Source organism: Bounagaea algeriensis, assembly GCF_054491375.1.
Window position 1 is genome coordinate 3,023,593 of record NZ_CM137102.1, and the last position, 16,882, is coordinate 3,040,474.

Genomic DNA, 16,882 nt, shown 5'->3' on the forward strand with positions numbered 1-16,882 from the left:
TACGCGGCTGCCGCTCAGGCTGTGGGCGGCTGCGCGAGCACGGCGGCGATCCCGGTGCGTAGCGCTGCCAGGGCCTGCGACGGCGTTTGGGAACCGTAGAGCAGCCGCATGGCCAGACCGTCGGAGAGGGCGATGATCGCTGCGGCCGTCTCGGGCGCGGTGCCCAGGTATGCGGTGAGCTCGTCCTGTATCTGCTGGTCCAGCACGCGCAGCCGGTCGGCGAGCCGTTCATCGCGTGCCGCACGCAGCGCGAACTCGTGCAGCACCAGCGTGTCCACCCGGCGTGGCTCGTCCAGCGGCAGGGTTGCGGCCACCAGCGCGGTCACGGTCTCGACCGGGTCGCCGTCCCGGGCGACGGCGTCGATGCGCGCGCCGGACCGTTCGCAGTAGAGCTCCAGCGCGGCCGCGAGCATCTCGTCCTTGGTGGCGAAGTACTTCTGCACCGCGCCGGGCGATCGCCCGGCCGCGGTGGCCACGGTGCGCACGCTGACCGCGTCGATGCCCTGCTCGGCGAGCACCGACAGCAGCGCGGCGGCGATTTCCCGACGGGCGGCCTCTCGGTCCACGAGCTTCGGCACATATTCGAGAATACAGCCGTATCCCCTTCGGGTGTACCCGCAGCTCCGCCCGTTGAGATACAGTCGTATCTCAACAGTGTTCGGAGGAGGTACGTGGTGTTCGGCGTCAAATACATCCTGCTCGGCGCAGCCCTGGTGCTCGTCGGAATCCTGCTGCGCGTCTACGGCGGGGACACCGATGTCGGGCCGGTCAACCTGACAACCCTCGGCAACGTGCTCTGGATCGTCGGCGGCGTGGAAATCCTGGTGACCCTCGGGTCCCTGCTTTCCCCGAACCGGCAAACCAAGTGACTCGAGGCAATGATCACCCCCGGCTCGCCGTGCGGCAGGATGATGCCTGCCTGCTGGGGCTGTCCCCAGGCAGGCCAGGTCGGCGGCCAGCCGTACCTCCGTGCCGGCCGCCGCAGCATCACCGGCGCGGGCGGGTCGGGCCCTCGCCCTTCCCCCCTTGGCCCGCCCCGCCCGCGCTGTGGCTCAGCGCGGGCGAGTCACCGCAACGTACGCATCCTCGCAGGTGGGGCTTCGCGGGTAGCAGCGACGCGGCCGCGGTGAAAAAGAGGAGGAAGGCGTGGGCCACGTCGTCCCGCGCCTGCGGGGTGCTCGCGACCCCATGCGAGCGGCTGCGAGCACCCCAGCCCCGCAGCCGACAGCCGCTCTCCGCCGCCGGGCATGTGCGCCCAGCGACACAGGCCCGAACCCGGGCAACGTGCTCATCGAAGGTTACGCAAACCCCGGATCGCGCCGAACCTCGGCGAGCAGGTCGCCAACAGCACCGAGAACCACGGTGAGATCGTCAGTGGGGACCTCTGCCACAGGACCCTCCACGATCAACAGTGACGTCACCGAACAGTATTGGTGCAAGCCGACACCCGACGGGATCCCTGTCATGGCCACCGACGGGCATCCCGCTGCCAACGGTGGTGCCACACAGTTCCGCGGCGGGTCTCGTCTCGGCGGGTCCGCCCGCTCCAGGTCGATTCACCTCGCCAGTGACCGCAGGGCCTCGTCGAGCATGTCGAACATCGCGTCCGAACCGCCGTCCCCATCGAGTGCCGGGTCGGGCTGGCCCGGCGCGGGTGCCCACAACCACCAGAGGTTGTGCCAGGGATCGAGCATCCTGCCGAGGGTCGATTCACCGTAGAACGGGATCGGGTCGGTGACCGTGGCAGCGCCCTGCGCGGTGGCCCGCTCGAGCACCGTTGCCACATCCCGAACCCACACCTGCAGCAAGCCGGGCCATGCTGGCCAACCCTCGAGCCGGTCGGCCAGCATCACATCGACGGTGCCGAGCCGCAGCTGGGCATGAATCAGCTTCCCATCAGGCATGGGGGTTCTGGCCTCGGTCGTCTCCGGAACGCCGAAGACCTCGGAGATGAAAGTGATCAGGCCGGCCGCATCATCCACGATGACGAACGGGTTGAGCACGGCACCGGCGTCGGGAACGGAGTGAGCCGGGAGCACGATCTCCTCGTTGGTGTCCATGCCACTACCCTGCCCGCACCCCCCGACAACCCGGCGTCCGCAGCGGAATCCCCACTGAGTCTCTTTGGGTGCATTTTGCACCCACCTTCGTATGATTGGTGGCATGTCGAAGGTCATGCACATTCGCGACGTACCCGACGAGGTTCACGACGCCCTGGTCGAGGCCGCCCATGCGCAGGGACTCTCGCTGACCAGATATCTCCAGCGCGAACTCGAGCACCTCGCCAAGCGAGCCCAGGTTGTCGGGCACAACGCTGGGGTGATTCGCCGGACCCAGGCCAGCGTTCGGGGACGATCGGATCGCGACACGATCTTGTCGGTGCTGCACGAGGGTCGCGGCGAGTGAGGATCGTCCACGCCGGCGTCGTCGTGGAGCTGTTCGCCGGAAGCCTCGCTCCCGAGCGGCTCGGCGACGAAGAACTGGCGGCTCCGCATCTGATCGACAGCGAAGTCACCCACGTACTGCGAGGCCTTGTCCGCCGCGGCGCCCTCAGTGATCAGCAAGGAGACCTCGCGCTGCAGGGGTTTACCCAGCTCACGCTGACCAGGTTCCCAGCCGACTGGTTACGACCGCGGATGTGGGCGCTGCGGCACAACCTCAGCGCCCACGACGCCACCTACGTCGCCTTGACCGAACTGGCCGACGCCACCGCATTGCTGACCACCGACGCCCGGCTGGCAAACGCGCCCGGCCCCGAATGCCACATCGAGCTGCTGTGCTGACTACCGCGTACGCGAGCGGATCGGCAAGTGAGATGGCGTCGACCCTGGCGTGCTGACGTGGTTGGCAACTTGGCCTAGTTACATGTAACCATGGGAACATGGCTGAACAAGAGACCCCTCCGGTTCGGCAGCGAGTAGCCGCGCACCGGGCACGGCTGCGCCGCCAGGGGTTGCGGCCAGTGCAGATCTGGGTGCCCGACGTGCGGGCACCCGGGTTTGCCGCCGAGGCTCATCGCCAGTCTGCGCTGGCGGCCGCCAGCCCGCATGAGCCCGAGGACCAGGCGTTCGTCGACGCCATCTCGTGGTTTGATGACGAAGGCGACGACGAGGATGAGGAGTGAGGCGGGGCGAGATCTGGACCGCCTCCGGGGAAACACACTACGCGGGTAGACCGCGCCCGGTGCTCGTCGTCCAGGACGACCGGTTCGACGCCACCGATTCGATCACCGTCTGCCCACTGACCAGTGACCCCACCGAAATTCCGCTGCTGCGGATTCCCTTGGAGCCCGAACCGGGCATTGGGCTGACCAGGAGCAGCAGCATAATGGTCGATAAGCTCACCACCATGCCCCGGTCCAAGCTCGGCGAACGGGTCGGCGAGGTCTCCGATACCGACATGCTCGCCCTGGGCCGCGCTCTGGTGGTCTTCCTCGGACTCGCCTGACACAGCTTCCCACAGCCCGGCCGTCTTCGTCCGGGGACGGCGCCGCTGCGGCACCAGTCGCAACCCCAGACGTGTGTCCGCTTACCGTTCCGCTGCGGACGCGCTTCCCAGGCTTCGTTCTCATTCGTGCTCTGGGATCGCGATGGTTTCCGCAATGTGTTGCAGGACGAGTTGTGGCTGTTCCAGGGTGAGCTGATGGGTGGCGTGCTCTGCGAGGACGACGCGGCCACTGGGGGCGAGATCGGCCAGCTGCTGATGGCTGGCGTCGAGGTGCTGGCGATGCTTGGCCGGCATGCGCTCTGGCCGTATCGCGGCGGCGAGCACCGTGGTGGGTACGTCTGGGAATGGCGGCCTCGGGATCGGGATCGGCGGGCACGGTCGTGATCAGCGGAATGAGGGGGTAGGTCGCGACCTCCTGGATCAGGGGCACGTCGGACTCACCGAACCCGCGCAGCACCAGCGGCGCCTCTTCCAGACGAGGCAACGCGGCGGGCAGAGACGTCGGCACGCGTGCAGACTGCCACGGCCGAGCAAACGCTGGGGCGCCGACACCTGCAGGCGCGAACAGTATGTGGGTCCGTGGCTGCCGGAGCCGGTGGGCACTGAGGGCGGGCTCTGGGCCCGGTCATGACCCACGTGCGGATTCTGATCATTGGCGGTGACGTGAGTTACGCTCAGCCCTGTGGTGAGGGTGCAGGTGCAGGAGACGGTGCGCGCCACGCCGGAGGAGTTCCTCGGTCTGGTCATGGACATCGAGCGCTATGCGCAGGTCGACAAGAAGATCAGCCCGGTGCTGTGGCAGCGCCGCGACGGTGACGTGGTCGAGTTCGCCTGCCGCCCCAAGCTCGCGGGACTACGCCAGCCGAAAGTGATCCAGTACGCCCGGCTGACACCTGGCCACCGCATCGACATCGCTCTGACGCCGTTGCCAGCCAACCGCATCGCGCACGCCCTCGCGCAGTTTCAGGCCAGCTTCGAGTGCGAAGCAGTCGAGGCAGGCACTCGGGTGGTGCGCACGCTCGAGTTTCGGTTCACGCCGCTGGCGCGGTGGCTGCTGGAACCGCTGTTTCGCCGCCGCCTCGAACGCGAGGTGCGCGAGGAGCTCGCACTCGCCAAGCACTACCTCGAACACCGGCAGCACTAGTCAGGCGCTGGCAGAACAGCTCAAAGGCGCCCGCCACGTCAGGGCGCCCCGGAGCGCATCGGACCCGAGCGCTGTTTCGGCGAAGATCCGTCCTGCCCCGATGTGCACCAGGCCGGAGTAGTGCTCGCTAGCGTTCACCGGCGAGGCGGCAGCGCATGTGCAGGAAGAACGGGCTCCGCGTCGCGGCGGCGAGGTCAGGGACACGTTCGACGGCGGCGGGATCGGGGCGCGGCTCGTGCAGTTCTTCGATGACGAAGCCCGCGGCGCACAGTGCACGTGTGTACGCCTCGAACGGCCTGTTGATGCCGACGAACGTCATCCGCAGCCCGTTCTGCTCGATTTCGTCCCTGTTGCGATGCTCGGTGAAGTAGTCCTCGAGATGTTCGCTCGGGCGATTGGCCGGATGGACGATCGCGATGCAGAACGGCGAACCGGGTTGCAGCACGCGCGCGACCTCGTGGATGGCCTGGGGCATGACGGGCATGTCGTGCAAGGCCATGAACGCGACAGCCCCGTCGAACTCGTCGTCCGGCCAGGGCAGTGAGGCGGCGTCTCCGCACACGAGCTCGTCGTAGCCACCCGCTGCCCGCGCGCTGTCCACCAGCGTGGGCGCGCTATCGATGCCGGCCACCGAGTGGCCTTCCTCGGCCAGCCACCGACCCACCCGCCCCTCGCCGCAGCCGATCTCCACCGTGCGGCGACCCGGCCCCGGCACGATCTGGGTGAAGTGGGCTTTGGGGTTTTTGGGTTTCGGCGTGTCAGCGTGACGTGGGTTGATCATGGAAAGGAGCATCGGCGGTTGCTCATCACGTCTCGGTAAGGAGAGTGCCGCCGATGCTCCGGCCGGTGAGGTTACCCGGTTCGTTCGCGGTGTTGGTGGAGGTGTTCCGGCCGTGTTTCACGGCGCCGTCGTTTGCCACGTTTGTCGTGCTGGTGACGGGCATGATCAGTCAGACCGGTCGGGCCACGGTGTGCGGCATGCTCACCGCGGCCGGCCTGGCCCGGCGGTGGCGCCATGAGCGGGCGCACTGGTTTTTCTCCCGCGCGGTGTGGAGTGTCGACCGGGTCGGGCTGAAGCTGCTGTCGGTGATCGTCGACCGGGTGCTGGGCCCGGAGGAGCCGGTGCGGGTGGCCGTCGATGACACGCTGTTCCGCCGGGCGGGGCGTAAGACGCATGGCACCGCGTGGCACCGAGATCCCACCAGCGCCAGCCCGGGCGCGGCCAGCGCGTGGGGCCACACCTGGGTCGTGGCCGGCGTGCTGATCACGCTGCCCTTCGCCACCCGCCCGGTGTGTCTGCCGATCCTGGCACGGCTGTGGAACCCCCGTGCCGAGCAGGCCCCGTCCAAACCCGCCCTCGCCCGCGAGTTGATCACACAGATCGCGGGTGCGTATCCGCAACGCCGGGTGCATGTCGTCGCTGATGCGTTGTACGGCACCCGCTACTGGCGCGGCATGCCCCCCACGGTGACGGTGACCGTGCGGCCCCGGAGCAACGCCGCCTTCTACGCGGTGCACACCCCCCAACCCGGGGTCGGTCGCCCGCGCTACAAGGGCCCCAAGATCGGCACACCGACCGCGATCGCCGCAACCGGGCCCTGGCGAACCGGAACCGTCACCCGCTACGGCCGCACCGCGGCCATCGACATCTGTGAACGCCGGTGCCTCTGGCCCGGCGTGCTCCGCGACCAGCACATCCGCCTCATCTGCGTCCGCGAACCCACAGTCACGCGCAGCCGCAACCACGATGTGGCGCTGGTGACCACCGACCTCGACAGCCCGGCCGAGCTCCTCATCGAACGGTACGCCGCCCGGTGGGCCATCGAAGTCACCTTCCACGACGCCAAACACCTCGCCGGCGTCGGCCACGCCGAAAACCGCGTCACCCACGCCGTGGAACGCACTGTGCCCTTCGGACTGATCACCTACAGCCTCACCACCGTGTGGTACACGCTGGCCGGCCACAACCCCAGCGATGTGCAACAACGACGCCAAGCCGCCCCCTGGTACACCAGCAAGACCGAACCCGCCTACCAAGACATGCTCGTCAAGCTCCGCCGCCTGATCATCGCCGCACAATTTCAACCAGAAACCCAGCGCACACCCACCCCACAGGAAACCCTCGCCATCCACCAAGCCTGGGCCGAAGCAGCCACATAACCCCCAAAGCCCACGGGTGAAAGCCGGGTGCTGAAAATGCCGGAAGAACGCGTCGTTATCGGGAGTTCGAGTCCAGTCGATCCAGTCGTTCGCGTTGTCTTCCCAGGCTGCCGAGACGTCTTCCGTGGAGCTCATCGCGCGATGCTAGCGCGCCCCTTCGACGGTCCCGTCTGGGTAGCCCAGCGCAGGAGCGCGACGTCGACGTAGACGTGCAGGAAGGGGCAGGAGCTGCTGTGGCGGATGCGCACGGATGCCCACCGCATCCGGGGGTACTCGCTGAAAAAGACGATCAACCGAAGGTGCAAGCACATGGGTACTGTTGCAACAGGTGCTCATCCTGGGAGGTGGCCAGTGACAACTCGTCGGTCGGGTCGGCACGGGGTCACTGCGGCGTTGCTGACCGCGGCCCAGCTCGGGCAGGCGCAGTGGTTCTTCGGCAATCTCTACGAGGCCCTCGCGCACATCCCCGATCGCCTGGCCGTCGAGGTGGACTCCAGCATCCGCAGCGAACGGCCGAGCTTGTCCACCGTGCTCCGCCCGGGCAGTCCCGCGCGCTACTGGCTGCCGGTTGCGCCGGTGGTGGTTGCCACCTCCGTGGGTGCGCTGATCGCAGGATGGGACAACCCCCGCGAGCGGGCCTGGCTCGGAGCAAGCGCTGCGAGCACCGTGTCCGGTGCCCTGGTGACGGCCTACGCTGTCCGCGGCATCAACCACGAGCTGCTCTTCGCAGCCCAGCCCCTCCCGCCCACCAACAGGCAAAAGCTGCTGCGCCGCTGGCATCGGCTCAACAAACTGCGCCTCGCGTTGTCCGGCATCGCCTGGCTGACCGCCCAGAAGGCGATGCCCGGGTCCCACTGACGGATCCCGGTCGACGGCTGAGCGCACCACGGCGAAGATGAGTCTCCATCGAACCGTCACGAGAAGGATGTCCGCACGGGAAGACCATCCTTCACCCAGGCACACCGCGGGGTGCACGTGGAACACACCTAAGGTGTAGAGTACGTGTATGTCGAGGGTGCGGACGAACATCGAGCTCGAGGACGTCTACGTCCGGATGATCATGGACCGGTACGGGGTGCACACCAAGACCGAGGCCGTGGAGCTGGCGTTGCGACACCTGGCCGGCCAGCCGATGGGTCGGGAAGAGGCGCTGGCGATGCGAGGAGCGCACGCGATCGAGGCGCCCCCCGAGGACATCGCTCCGCGCGGGGCCGCATGATCCTGGCCGATACCTCCGCCTGGATTGAATACGACCGGGCCACCGGCAGTGCGGTCGACAAGCGGGTGGCAGCGCTGATCGCGGACGAGGAAGCCTTGGCGATCACCGAACCGGTCATGATGGAGGTCCTGGCCGGGGCGCGCACCCAAGCTCGCGAGGACGACCTGCGCCGCTTGCTGCTGCGCTTCGAGCTGCTGCATTTCGATCCCGTCACCGACTTCGACGCCGCCGCACGCATCTACCGACGGTGCCGCCAAGCCGGAATCACGCCACGCGGGTTGCTGGACTGCACGATCGCCGCCGTGGCGTGGCGCCGGAACGCCGTCCTGCTGTCCTACGACGCCGACCTCGCCCGGCTAGCGGGGGTGACCGGGCTCGAACTCGACGACGCATCGCTGCGCGCGTAGCAACGTGCGAGGGTCGAGGCAGGCAAACCGCGCCAAGCGTCCGTGATCAGCGGCTCGCGCAACACGCGAAACGCGGCCGGTGCCACAACTTCGCACCGGCCGCGTTCGCGTGCCTGGCAGCGTTTCGCGTGTCTGGCAGCGTGCTGTCAGATCGTGAAGCCGAGGGCGCGCAGCTGCTCGCGGCCCTCGTCGGTGATCTTCTCCGGGCCCCATGGCGGCATCCAGACCCAGTTGATCCGGAAGTCGCGGACCAGCCCGCCGTTCGGCCCGCCCAGCAGCACCGAACCGGCCTGTTCCTCGATGACGTCGGTGAGCGGACACGCCGGCGAGGTCAACGTCATGTTCACCGTGGCCGTGTTGTCCTCCTCGACGGTGATGCCGTACACGAGGCCGAGGTCGACAACGTTGATCCCCAGCTCGGGGTCGACGACGTCGCGCATCGCCTCTTCGCAGTCTTCGACCTTGGCGAGCTCGGCGGCCGGGGCCGGCGGTTCCGGCATGCCTTCGGCCCCGCGCTGCACGGAGTCCTCGGCGGCCTCCGCGTCAGCCGCCGCCTCCGGGGCACCGGCCCTGTCCTGAACCTGGGTTTCGTCCGTCATGACGCTCCCACTCCTGTCCTGCGGCTGTCTTGCCCGCAGCGTCCCAGTCTGCCCTAGGACGCCTCGACTTCGACAACCCGCGATACGGCGTCTTTGAAGGCCATCCACCCCAGCAGGGCGCACTTGACCCGTGCCGGATACTTCGCCACTCCGGCGAAGGCGATGCCGTCCTGCAACACGTCCTCGTCCGGTTCGACCTGACCGCGCCCGTGCATCATCTCGTTGAACGACGACTCGGTCAGCATCGCTTCCTTCACGGACCGGCCGACCACGAGATCGGTCATCACCGATGTGGCCGCCTGGCTGATCGAACAGCCCTGGCCGGCGAAGGACACGTCCTCGACGGTCGCGTCCGGGCCCGATCCGGCCACCCGCACCCGCAGCGTGAGCTCGTCGCCGCAGACCGGATTGACCTGGAAGGACTCCGCGTCGTACGGCTCGCGCAGACCGCTGCAATGCGGGTTGCGGTAGTGGTCCAGGATGATCTCCTGGTACATCTGCTCCAGTTGCATCGATCAATCCTCGCTACGCGACCCCGAAGAACCGCCGCGCCTCATGCACCGCGTCCACCAGGGACTTGACCTCGTCGAGCTCGTTGTACAGGTAGAACGAGGCGCGCACCGTCGCGGGGACCCCCATGCGCCGGTGCAACGGCCAGGCGCAGTGGTGTCCGACGCGGCCCTCGACGCCCATGCTGTCGAGGACCTGTCCGGCGTCGTGCGGGTGCACCCCGTCGATGACGAAGGACACGGCGCTACCCCGGTGTTCGGTGCTCGTCGGACCGATGATCCGCACACCTTCCACCTCGGACAACTCGCGCAGGGCGAGCTCGGTCAGCTGCCGCTCGTGCTCGGCCACGCGCTGCATGCCCACCGCGGACAGGTAGTCCACGGCCGCCCCGAGGCCGATGGCCTGCGAGGTCATGGGCACGCCCGCCTCGAACCGCTGCGGCGGTTCGGCGAAGGTCGAGTGGTCGATGTAGACCATCTCGATCATCGAACCGCCGGTGAGGAACGGCGGCATGGCCTGCAGCAGCTCCCGCCGCCCGTAGAGCACGCCGATACCGCTGGGGCCGAGCATCTTGTGCCCGGAGAACACGGCGAAGTCCACCCCGAGCTCGGCGAGGTTCACCGGACCGTGCGGCACGGACTGGCACACGTCGGCGACGACGAGCGCGCCGACCGCGTGCGCCCTGGCCACCACCTCGTCCAGGGGGTTGACCGTGCCGAGCACGTTCGACTGGTGCGTGACCGCGACGACCTTGGCCCGGTCGGTGATCACGCCGTCGATGTCGGACAGGTCGAGGCGTCCCTCGTCGGTGACGCCGAACCAGCGCAGCGTGGCACCGGTGCGCTGGCACACCTGCTGCCACGGCACGAGGTTCGCGTGGTGCTCCATCTCGCTGACGACGACTTCGTCGCCGGGGCCGAGGCGGAAGCGCTCGGCCTCCGCCCCGGCGGTGGCCGCGTTGCTCATGGCGTAGGCGACCAGGTTCACGCCCTCGGTGGCGTTCTTGGTGAACACCACCTCGTCGGTGCCCACGCCGACGAAGTCGGCGATCTTGCGCCGCGCCAGTTCGTAGGCATCCGTCGCCTCCTCGGCGAGCTGGTGCGCACCGCGATGCACCGCCGCGTTGGAGCTCTCCAGGAAGGAGCGCTCCGCGTCGAGCACCTGGCGCGGACGCTGCGAGGTCGCGCCGGAGTCCAGGTACGCCAGGGGGCGGTCGTCGCGGACCGTGCGCCCCAGGATCGGAAAGTCCGCCCGGATCGCCGCGACGTCCAGCGACGCGGTCTCCGAGGCAGTGCTCGCACCCGTGGTACGAGGAGGCTGGATGCTCATGACTAGACCGCTGCCTCCTTGCTGCCGGTGAACTGCTGGTAACCGTGCTCCTCGAGCTGGTCGGCCAACTCCGAACCACCGGACGCGGCGACCTTGCCGTCGGCGAAGATGTGCACGTAGTCCGGCTTGATGTGCTTGAAGATGCGCGTGTAGTGGGTGATCAGCATGATCCCCTTGTCGCCCTTGCCGGCGAAGCGGTTCACGCCCTCGGAGACGACGCGCAGCGCGTCCACGTCGAGGCCGGAGTCGGTTTCGTCGAGCACGGCGAACTTCGGGTCCAGCAGGTCCAGTTGCAGGATCTCGTGGCGCTTCTTCTCACCGCCGGAGAAGCCCTCGTTCACGCTGCGCTCGGCGAACGAGGAGTCGATGCCCAGCTTGCCCATCGAGTCCTTGACTTCCTTGACCCAGTGGCGCACCTGCGGAGCCTCCCCGCGGACGGCGGTGGCGGCGCTGCGCAGGAAGTTCGACATCGACACGCCCGGCACCTCGACCGGGTACTGCATGGCGAGGAACAGGCCGGCGCGAGCGCGCTCGTCCACGCTCATCTCCAGCACGTCCTCCCCGTCCAGCAGCACCGAGCCGGAGGTGATCCGGTACTTGGGGTGCCCGGACAGGGCGTAGGCCAGGGTCGACTTGCCGGAGCCGTTCGGCCCCATGATCGCGTGAATCTCATCCGAGCGCATGGTCAGGTTCACGCCGTTGAGGATCGGCTTCTCGCCCTCTTCGGTGGCGACCGATCCGTGCAGGTCCTTGATCTCCAGAGTGGCCATGTTCTTGTTCGTCTCTCCCGGTGTCTGCGAAAGCTGGTGTGCGGGCGGGTCAGGCGCCGACCGCGTTGAGCTCTTCCTCGATGGAGGCCTCGAGCCGCTCGCGGACCTCCGGCACGGTGATCTTCTGCAGGATCTCGCCGAAGAACGCGCGAACCACGAGCCGCCGCGCCTGGTCTTCCGGCAGTCCCCGGGAGCGCAGGTAGAACAGCTGCTCGTCGTCGAAACGACCGGTGGCGCTGGCGTGGCCGGCACCGATGATCTCGCCCGTCTCGATCTCCAGGTTCGGCACCGAATCGGCGCGGGCGCCTTCGGTGAGCACCAGGTTGCGGTTGAGCTCGTAGGTGTCGGTGCCCTCGGCCGCGGCGCGGATGAGCACGTCCCCGATCCACACGGTGTGCGCCGAGTTGCCCTGCAGCGCGCCCTTGTACAGGACGTTGCTGCGGCAGTTCTGCTCGGAGTGGTCGGCGAGCATCCGGTGCTCCAGGTGCTGGCCCTCGTCGGCGAAGTACAGCCCGAGGAGCTCGGCGTCGCCGCCCTTGTCGCCGTAGGAGAGGGTGGTGTTCACCCGCACCAGGTCACCGCCGAGGGTGACGGCCAGGTGCTTGAACTGCGCGTCGCGCCCCAGCTTGGCGTGCTCCGAACTGACCTGGGCGGCGTCGCCGGCCCAGTCGTGCACCGACACCACGGACAACCGCGCCGAGTCCTCCACGACGAACTCGATGTTGTCCGCGACCGTGCCGCTGCCGCGGTAGTCGACGACCACGGTGGCGTCGGCGAACTGCTCGGCGCGCACCTGGACGTGCCCGTAGGCGGTCTCGCCCTCGCCGGGGCCGTGCACGGTCACGGTGATCGGACCCTCCGGACGGGTCTCCTTCGGCACCGTGACGACCGTGGCCTCGGTGAACGAGCTCCAGGCCTGGGCGGCGACCCGGTCGGACGGGGCGCCGCCGGAGCCGAGCCGCGAGTCGTTGCGACCCACGGTCTCGGCCTTGGCCTCGGGACCGTCGACTTCCACCCGCAGCGCTCCGGTGGCCGCGGCGGAACCGTCGTGCAGGCCGCGCAGCCGCTTCAGCGGGGTGAAGCGCCAGTCCTCCTCGCGGCCGCCGGGGACCTCGAAGGCCTCGACGTCGTAGGAGGTGAAGCGCTCCCCGCGGGAGACCTGCGGCACGGCTCCGTGGGAGTGCTCGCCCAGCCCGTGCTGAGCGGGCTCGGCACCGTCGGTCGCGGTGGATGAAGACCCGGTCGGGTCGAGCTTGGTGTCTGCCATCTCAGCCGACGGCCCCTTCCATCTGCAGTTCGATGAGCCGGTTCAGTTCCAGTGCGTACTCCATGGGCAGCTCGCGCGCGATCGGCTCGACGAAGCCGCGCACGATCATGGCCATCGCCTCGTCCTCGGTGAGACCGCGCTGCATCAGGTAGAACAGCTGGTCATCGCTCACCTTGGACACGGTCGCCTCGTGGCCCATGGTCACGTCGTCCACCCGGATGTCCACGTACGGGTACGTGTCCGACCGGCTGACGGTGTCCACCAGGAGGGCGTCGCACTTGACGTTGGACGAGGAGTGGTTGGCGCGCTTGGCGACCTTGACCAGTCCCCGGTACGACGTACGGCCACCGCCGCGGGCGATCGACTTGGACACGATCGACGAGGACGTGTGCGGAGCCATGTGCTCCATCTTCGCGCCCGCGTCCTGGTGCTGGTCCTGACCCGCGAAGGCCACCGACAGCACCTCGCCCTTGGCGTGCTCGCCCATGAGGAACACCGAGGGGTACTTCATGGTGACCTTGGAGCCGAGGTTGCCGTCGACCCACTCCATGGTCGCGCCCTCTTCGGCCTTGGCACGCTTGGTGACCAGGTTGTACACGTTGTTCGACCAGTTCTGGATGGTCGTGTACCGGCAGCGGGCGTTCTTCTTGACCACGATCTCCACGACCGCCGAGTGCAGCGAGTCGCTGGAGTAGATCGGAGCGGTGCAGCCCTCGACGTAGTGCACGTAGGCGCCCTCGTCGACGACGATCAGCGTCCGCTCGAACTGGCCCATGTTCTCCGTGTTGATCCGGAAGTAGGCCTGCAGCGGGATGTCGACGTGCACGCCCTTCGGCACGTAGATGAACGAGCCGCCGGACCACACCGCGCTGTTGAGCGCGGAGAACTTGTTGTCGCCGGCCGGGATGACCGAACCGAAGTACTCCTTGAAGATCTCCGGGTGCTTCTGCAGCGCCGTGTCGGTGTCCAGGAACTCGACGCCCTGGGCCTCCAGGTCCTCGCGGATCTGGTGGTAGACGACCTCGGACTCGTACTGCGCGGCGACGCCGGCGACGAGGCGCTGCTTCTCCGCCTCGGGGATGCCGAGCTTGTCGTAGGTCTTCTTGATGTCCTCGGGCAGGTCGTCCCAGGTCTGGGCCTGCTCCTCGGTGGACCGGACGAAGTACTTGATCTTCTCGAAGTCGATCTCCGAGAGGTCAGCGCCCCAGGTGGGCAGCGGCTTGCGGTCGAACAGGCGCAGGGCCTTCAACCGAGCCTGCAGCATCCACTCGGGCTCGCCCTTCTTCTCCGAGATCTCCCGGACGACCTCTTCGTCGACGCCCCGTCGCGCGTTGGCACCCGCGACGTCCGGGTCGGCCCAGCCGTACTCGTAGTTGCCCAGCGTCTCCAGAGTTTCCTCTTGGCTGAGCTGGCCGGATGTGGTGGGTCGCTGCTCCGCAGCGGCAGTCATGTGGACTCCCCTCCGTATGGACTCGGGGCAGGTTCCCGCGTCTCCGCTACCGGATCCGCGGAAGTCTCAGGTGAACCGGAGCGGCGCCCGCCGCTCCGCTTCGCGTGCTGGCTGTGCGGCACGTGGGTCGTGCACACCGCGTCGCCGTTGGCGATCGTGGCCAGCCGTTGCACGTGGGTGCCGAGGACTTCGGCGAACGCCGCCGTCTCGACTTCGCACAACTGCGGGAAGTCCGCAGCTACGTGCGCCACCGGGCAGTGGTGTTGGCAGATCTGCTCACCACTCCCGACGTCCCGTGTCGTCGCAGCGTATCCCTCCTTGGACAAAGCGCGAGCGAGGACCTCCGCCCGCTCGACGGGGGTCCGCGCGGCGTCGAGCGCCGCTCGGTGGTCGGCCATGAGCCCGGCCATCCGACGTTCGGCGAACTGACGCACGCCCTGCTCACCCTTCTCCTCGGCGATGAACCGCAGCGCGGCCACCGCCAGGTCGTCGTACGCGTGCCCGAACCGGGCACGGCCCACTTCCGTCAGCAGGAACAGACGAGCCGGCCTCCCCCTGCCGCGCCGGCTGCGCGGGGAGGCCTCCCGCGAGTACGCCTCCCCCTCCGCCACGAGGGCGTCGAGGTGCCTGCGCACCGCGGTGGGACTCACTCCGAGCTCGGCGGCCACCTCGGCGGCCGTGATCGGCCCCCGCTGCAGCAGCAGCCGCGCGACCTCGGTGCGCGTCCGTCCTTCGCTGTGGGACACGCCGGACCGGGCCGGATCGGTTTCCGGTCCGGCCGAGGACTCCCCTGCGCGGGACTCCGCTACACGGGACTCCGCTGCTCGGGACGAAGCTCCGGCGTTTTCCACAACAGTGATGTTATCTAATTTGGCAAACCTCGTCATGATGTGGTCCGAGCCGGCATCCGCACCGGTGTGGTGATCCGAGTCACCCAGTACGCTTCATCGACGTGGCGTCAGGTGAAACGTCCGGAGAGCCGACACTCGACCGGGCCCCCGAACAGCGGGCGGACCGCGCGGAACGAGCGCGCGAACCGGAAGCGCTCGGCGCGCGGGAGCAGCGGCACTACGACGTCGTCCGCCGGTTCGGCACCGCGGGATCGATGATCCTCGCCGTCGGCGCCATCGGCGCCGGCGCCAACCCGGTCCACAACCCCACCACCGGGCTCCCGGTGCTCGGCATGTTCCCGCGCATCCCCACCGTGTCCATGGCCTGCGCCTGGCTCGGCGTGTTCATGCTCGTCGGCGCCTGGCTCTGGCTCGGCACGCTGGCGCGACCGGGCCTCGGCCGCATCCTGTCCATGGCCCAGACCGGGCGCACGCTCGTCATGTGGGCGCTGCCACTGGCCGTGGCCCCTCCCCTGTTCAGCACCGACATGTACTCCTACCTGGCCCAGAGCGAAGTGGCCGCCCGCGGGTTCGACCCCTACGTGCTCGGATCCGACGCCGCGCTGGGCATCGAGCACCCCTTCACCGCCAACGTCCCCAACATCTGGCGCGACACGCCCTCGCCCTACGGACCGCTGTTCCTCATGTTCGGCCAGGTGGTCTCGCGGGTGATCGGCGACAACGTCGTGCTCGGCGTGCTCGTGTGGCGCCTGGTCATGCTGCTGGGCCTGGCCGCGGCCATCTGGGCCGTCCCCCACCTGGCGCGCCGCTGCGGGGTGCACCCCGTGCCGGCGATGTGGCTCGGCGCGCTCAACCCGATCGTGCTGCTGCACGTCATCAGCGGCATGCACAACGACATCCTCATGGTCGGCCTCGTGCTCGCCGCCTTCGAACTGGGCCTGCGCTGGAACACCTGGGCCGGCACCATCGTCGTCGGCGTGCTGCTCACCATCGCCGGGGCGATCAAGTTCCCCGGCTTCGTCGCGCTCGGGTTCTTCGGCATGGCCCTGGTGGTGCGCCGCAGAGGCGGCTTCGGCGAGCTGCTGCGCGTGGCCGCGGTGCTGCTCGCCGTGTTCCTCACCACCATGACCCTGATCACCCTCGCCAGCGGCTGGGGACTCGGCTGGCTCGAAACCCTCGACGTGCCCAACCGGGTGAAGAGCTTCCTCGCCCCGCTGACCGCCTTCGGCATGACCGGCGCCGGCGCGGGCATGCTGCTCGGGCTCGGCAACCACACCGAAGCGATGCTGGAGATCACCAAGTACTTCGGCTACGCCATCGCCGGTGTGGTGTGCCTGGGCATGCTGTGGCAGACCTTCCGCGGCCGCGTCACCCCGCTGGTCGGGCTCGGGCTGACGTGGCTCGTGCTCGCGCTGACCGCGCCCGTGCTGTGGCCGTGGTACCTGCTGTGGGCGGTCATCCCGCTCGCCCTGGCCACCAACGACCGCCGGTTCCGCATCACCGCGGTGGTCATCTGCGCCGCTGTGTCGCTGTTCATCCCGCCCACCGGCGCCGGGTTCGTGCTGCGCGCCTACCAGGTGCCGCTGGCCGTGATCGCCGCCCTGATCGTGTTCGGCGTGCTGACGTGGACCCTGCGCAACCGGTTGCCCTGGCCCGCACCTCTCCGCGGCCGCTTCGGCCTGCCCGAGTAGCGCCCGCGCACCACGAGGGGTGGGGGGGGGGGAGGGGG

The 16,882-nt window shown here is 68.6% G+C and carries 22 protein-coding genes; 12 read left to right on the forward strand and 10 right to left on the reverse strand.

Going from position 1 to position 16,882, the window contains the following annotated elements:
* Positions 1-14: 14 nt before the first annotated feature.
* Positions 15-578: a TetR/AcrR family transcriptional regulator gene (locus ACVGV2_RS13660; RefSeq protein WP_459162745.1), complete on the reverse strand. Its 564-nt coding sequence runs from the start codon at positions 576-578 to the stop codon at positions 15-17.
* A gap of 96 nt (positions 579-674) precedes the next feature.
* Between ACVGV2_RS13660 and ACVGV2_RS13665 the strand changes: the two genes are divergently transcribed.
* On the forward strand, positions 675-869 hold the full coding sequence (locus tag ACVGV2_RS13665; RefSeq protein ID WP_459162746.1) for a hypothetical protein: 195 nt from the start codon (positions 675-677) through the stop codon (positions 867-869).
* A 687-nt stretch (positions 870-1,556) separates the two neighbouring features.
* Here the strand turns inward: ACVGV2_RS13665 and ACVGV2_RS13670 are convergent.
* On the reverse strand, positions 1,557-2,060 hold the full coding sequence (locus tag ACVGV2_RS13670) for a VOC family protein (protein ID WP_459162747.1): 504 nt from the start codon (positions 2,058-2,060) through the stop codon (positions 1,557-1,559).
* A gap of 103 nt (positions 2,061-2,163) precedes the next feature.
* Here ACVGV2_RS13670 and ACVGV2_RS13675 point away from each other — a divergent pair, with 103 nt between their 5' ends.
* The 6 genes from ACVGV2_RS13675 (at position 2,164) to ACVGV2_RS13700 (ending at position 4,591) form a co-directional block, all read left to right on the forward strand.
* Positions 2,164-2,406 carry a hypothetical protein gene (locus ACVGV2_RS13675; protein ID WP_459162748.1) on the forward strand — a complete coding sequence of 81 codons (243 nt, stop codon included), beginning with the start codon at positions 2,164-2,166 and terminating at the stop codon, positions 2,404-2,406.
* Entirely contained in the window at positions 2,403-2,783 is a 381-nt protein-coding gene (locus ACVGV2_RS13680) for a type II toxin-antitoxin system VapC family toxin (RefSeq protein WP_459162749.1), read from the forward strand. Before ACVGV2_RS13675 ends, ACVGV2_RS13680 begins: the two co-directional genes overlap by 4 nt.
* A 98-nt stretch (positions 2,784-2,881) precedes the next feature.
* Positions 2,882-3,124, forward strand: coding sequence for an antitoxin MazE family protein (locus ACVGV2_RS13685; RefSeq protein WP_459162750.1), 243 nt, complete (start codon positions 2,882-2,884; stop codon positions 3,122-3,124).
* A complete protein-coding gene (locus ACVGV2_RS13690) occupies positions 3,121-3,447 on the forward strand; it encodes a type II toxin-antitoxin system PemK/MazF family toxin (RefSeq protein ID WP_459162751.1) in 327 nt (108 codons plus the stop codon). Before ACVGV2_RS13685 ends, ACVGV2_RS13690 begins: the two co-directional genes overlap by 4 nt.
* Positions 3,448-3,573: 126 nt before the next feature.
* The gene (locus ACVGV2_RS13695; protein WP_459162752.1) at positions 3,574-3,831 is read left to right on the forward strand and encodes a hypothetical protein; all 258 of its coding nucleotides are present in this window, start codon (positions 3,574-3,576) and stop codon (positions 3,829-3,831) included.
* A gap of 307 nt (positions 3,832-4,138) precedes the next feature.
* Complete coding sequence (locus tag ACVGV2_RS13700) at positions 4,139-4,591, forward strand: SRPBCC family protein (RefSeq protein WP_459162753.1); 453 nt, start codon at positions 4,139-4,141, stop codon at positions 4,589-4,591.
* Between the two features lie 127 nt (positions 4,592-4,718).
* On the opposite strand, the gene ACVGV2_RS13705 is transcribed toward ACVGV2_RS13700, so the two are convergent.
* Entirely contained in the window at positions 4,719-5,372 is a 654-nt protein-coding gene (locus ACVGV2_RS13705) for a class I SAM-dependent DNA methyltransferase (protein WP_459162754.1), read from the reverse strand.
* Between the two features lie 53 nt (positions 5,373-5,425).
* Between ACVGV2_RS13705 and ACVGV2_RS13710 the strand changes: the two genes are divergently transcribed.
* From ACVGV2_RS13710 to vapC, 4 genes are all read left to right on the forward strand, one after another.
* A complete protein-coding gene (locus ACVGV2_RS13710) occupies positions 5,426-6,751 on the forward strand; it encodes an IS701 family transposase (protein ID WP_459162755.1) in 1,326 nt (441 codons plus the stop codon).
* Positions 6,752-7,102: 351 nt separating this feature from the next.
* Positions 7,103-7,609 (forward strand): anthrone oxygenase family protein, encoded by a 507-nt coding sequence (locus ACVGV2_RS13715; RefSeq protein WP_459162756.1) that lies wholly within the window; start codon positions 7,103-7,105, stop codon positions 7,607-7,609.
* A gap of 148 nt (positions 7,610-7,757) precedes the next feature.
* Positions 7,758-7,970 (forward strand): type II toxin-antitoxin system VapB family antitoxin, encoded by a 213-nt coding sequence (locus tag ACVGV2_RS13720; protein ID WP_459162757.1) that lies wholly within the window; start codon positions 7,758-7,760, stop codon positions 7,968-7,970.
* On the forward strand, positions 7,967-8,377 hold the full coding sequence (gene vapC, locus ACVGV2_RS13725) for a type II toxin-antitoxin system VapC family toxin (protein WP_459162758.1): 411 nt from the start codon (positions 7,967-7,969) through the stop codon (positions 8,375-8,377). The genes ACVGV2_RS13720 and vapC overlap by 4 nt, the downstream gene beginning before the upstream one ends.
* A gap of 146 nt (positions 8,378-8,523) precedes the next feature.
* On the opposite strand, the gene ACVGV2_RS13730 is transcribed toward vapC, so the two are convergent.
* The 7 genes from ACVGV2_RS13730 to ACVGV2_RS13760 are packed head-to-tail and all read right to left on the reverse strand — an operon-like array spanning position 8,524 to position 15,153.
* Complete coding sequence (locus tag ACVGV2_RS13730) at positions 8,524-8,976, reverse strand: metal-sulfur cluster assembly factor (protein WP_459162759.1); 453 nt, start codon at positions 8,974-8,976, stop codon at positions 8,524-8,526.
* Between the two features lie 53 nt (positions 8,977-9,029).
* Positions 9,030-9,488: a Fe-S cluster assembly sulfur transfer protein SufU gene (sufU, locus tag ACVGV2_RS13735; protein ID WP_459162760.1), complete on the reverse strand. Its 459-nt coding sequence runs from the start codon at positions 9,486-9,488 to the stop codon at positions 9,030-9,032.
* Positions 9,489-9,501: 13 nt separating this feature from the next.
* Positions 9,502-10,815 carry a cysteine desulfurase gene (locus tag ACVGV2_RS13740; RefSeq protein WP_459162761.1) on the reverse strand — a complete coding sequence of 438 codons (1,314 nt, stop codon included), beginning with the start codon at positions 10,813-10,815 and terminating at the stop codon, positions 9,502-9,504.
* Positions 10,816-10,817: 2 nt separating this feature from the next.
* Complete coding sequence (gene sufC / locus ACVGV2_RS13745) at positions 10,818-11,585, reverse strand: Fe-S cluster assembly ATPase SufC (protein ID WP_459162762.1); 768 nt, start codon at positions 11,583-11,585, stop codon at positions 10,818-10,820.
* 49 nt (positions 11,586-11,634) lie between these two features.
* On the reverse strand, positions 11,635-12,852 hold the full coding sequence (gene sufD / locus ACVGV2_RS13750; RefSeq protein ID WP_459162763.1) for a Fe-S cluster assembly protein SufD: 1,218 nt from the start codon (positions 12,850-12,852) through the stop codon (positions 11,635-11,637).
* A gap of 1 nt (position 12,853) precedes the next feature.
* Complete coding sequence (gene sufB / locus ACVGV2_RS13755) at positions 12,854-14,302, reverse strand: Fe-S cluster assembly protein SufB (RefSeq protein ID WP_459162764.1); 1,449 nt, start codon at positions 14,300-14,302, stop codon at positions 12,854-12,856.
* The gene (locus ACVGV2_RS13760) at positions 14,299-15,153 is read right to left on the reverse strand and encodes a helix-turn-helix transcriptional regulator (protein ID WP_459162765.1); all 855 of its coding nucleotides are present in this window, start codon (positions 15,151-15,153) and stop codon (positions 14,299-14,301) included. The genes sufB and ACVGV2_RS13760 overlap by 4 nt, the downstream gene beginning before the upstream one ends.
* Positions 15,154-15,254: 101 nt before the next feature.
* On the opposite strand from ACVGV2_RS13760, the gene mptB reads away from it, so the two are divergent.
* Complete coding sequence (gene mptB, locus ACVGV2_RS13765; RefSeq protein ID WP_459162766.1) at positions 15,255-16,844, forward strand: polyprenol phosphomannose-dependent alpha 1,6 mannosyltransferase MptB; 1,590 nt, start codon at positions 15,255-15,257, stop codon at positions 16,842-16,844.
* Positions 16,845-16,882 lie beyond the last annotated feature (38 nt).

Coding starts and splice junctions, on each gene's coding strand:
- ACVGV2_RS13740 (WP_459162761.1), bottom strand. CDS start 10,815: ATGAGCATCCAGCCTCCTCGTACCACGGGTGCGAGCACTGCCTCGGAG.
- ACVGV2_RS13685 (WP_459162750.1), top strand. CDS start 2,882: ATGGCTGAACAAGAGACCCCTCCGGTTCGGCAGCGAGTAGCCGCGCAC.
- sufU (WP_459162760.1), bottom strand. CDS start 9,488: ATGCAACTGGAGCAGATGTACCAGGAGATCATCCTGGACCACTACCGC.
- ACVGV2_RS13730 (WP_459162759.1), bottom strand. CDS start 8,976: ATGACGGACGAAACCCAGGTTCAGGACAGGGCCGGTGCCCCGGAGGCG.
- sufD (WP_459162763.1), bottom strand. CDS start 12,852: ATGGCAGACACCAAGCTCGACCCGACCGGGTCTTCATCCACCGCGACC.
- vapC (WP_459162758.1), top strand. CDS start 7,967: ATGATCCTGGCCGATACCTCCGCCTGGATTGAATACGACCGGGCCACC.
- ACVGV2_RS13710 (WP_459162755.1), top strand. CDS start 5,426: ATGCTCCGGCCGGTGAGGTTACCCGGTTCGTTCGCGGTGTTGGTGGAG.
- ACVGV2_RS13670 (WP_459162747.1), bottom strand. CDS start 2,060: ATGGACACCAACGAGGAGATCGTGCTCCCGGCTCACTCCGTTCCCGAC.
- sufB (WP_459162764.1), bottom strand. CDS start 14,302: ATGACTGCCGCTGCGGAGCAGCGACCCACCACATCCGGCCAGCTCAGC.
- sufC (WP_459162762.1), bottom strand. CDS start 11,585: ATGGCCACTCTGGAGATCAAGGACCTGCACGGATCGGTCGCCACCGAA.
- ACVGV2_RS13705 (WP_459162754.1), bottom strand. CDS start 5,372: ATGATCAACCCACGTCACGCTGACACGCCGAAACCCAAAAACCCCAAA.
- ACVGV2_RS13675 (WP_459162748.1), top strand. CDS start 2,164: ATGTCGAAGGTCATGCACATTCGCGACGTACCCGACGAGGTTCACGAC.
- ACVGV2_RS13720 (WP_459162757.1), top strand. CDS start 7,758: ATGTCGAGGGTGCGGACGAACATCGAGCTCGAGGACGTCTACGTCCGG.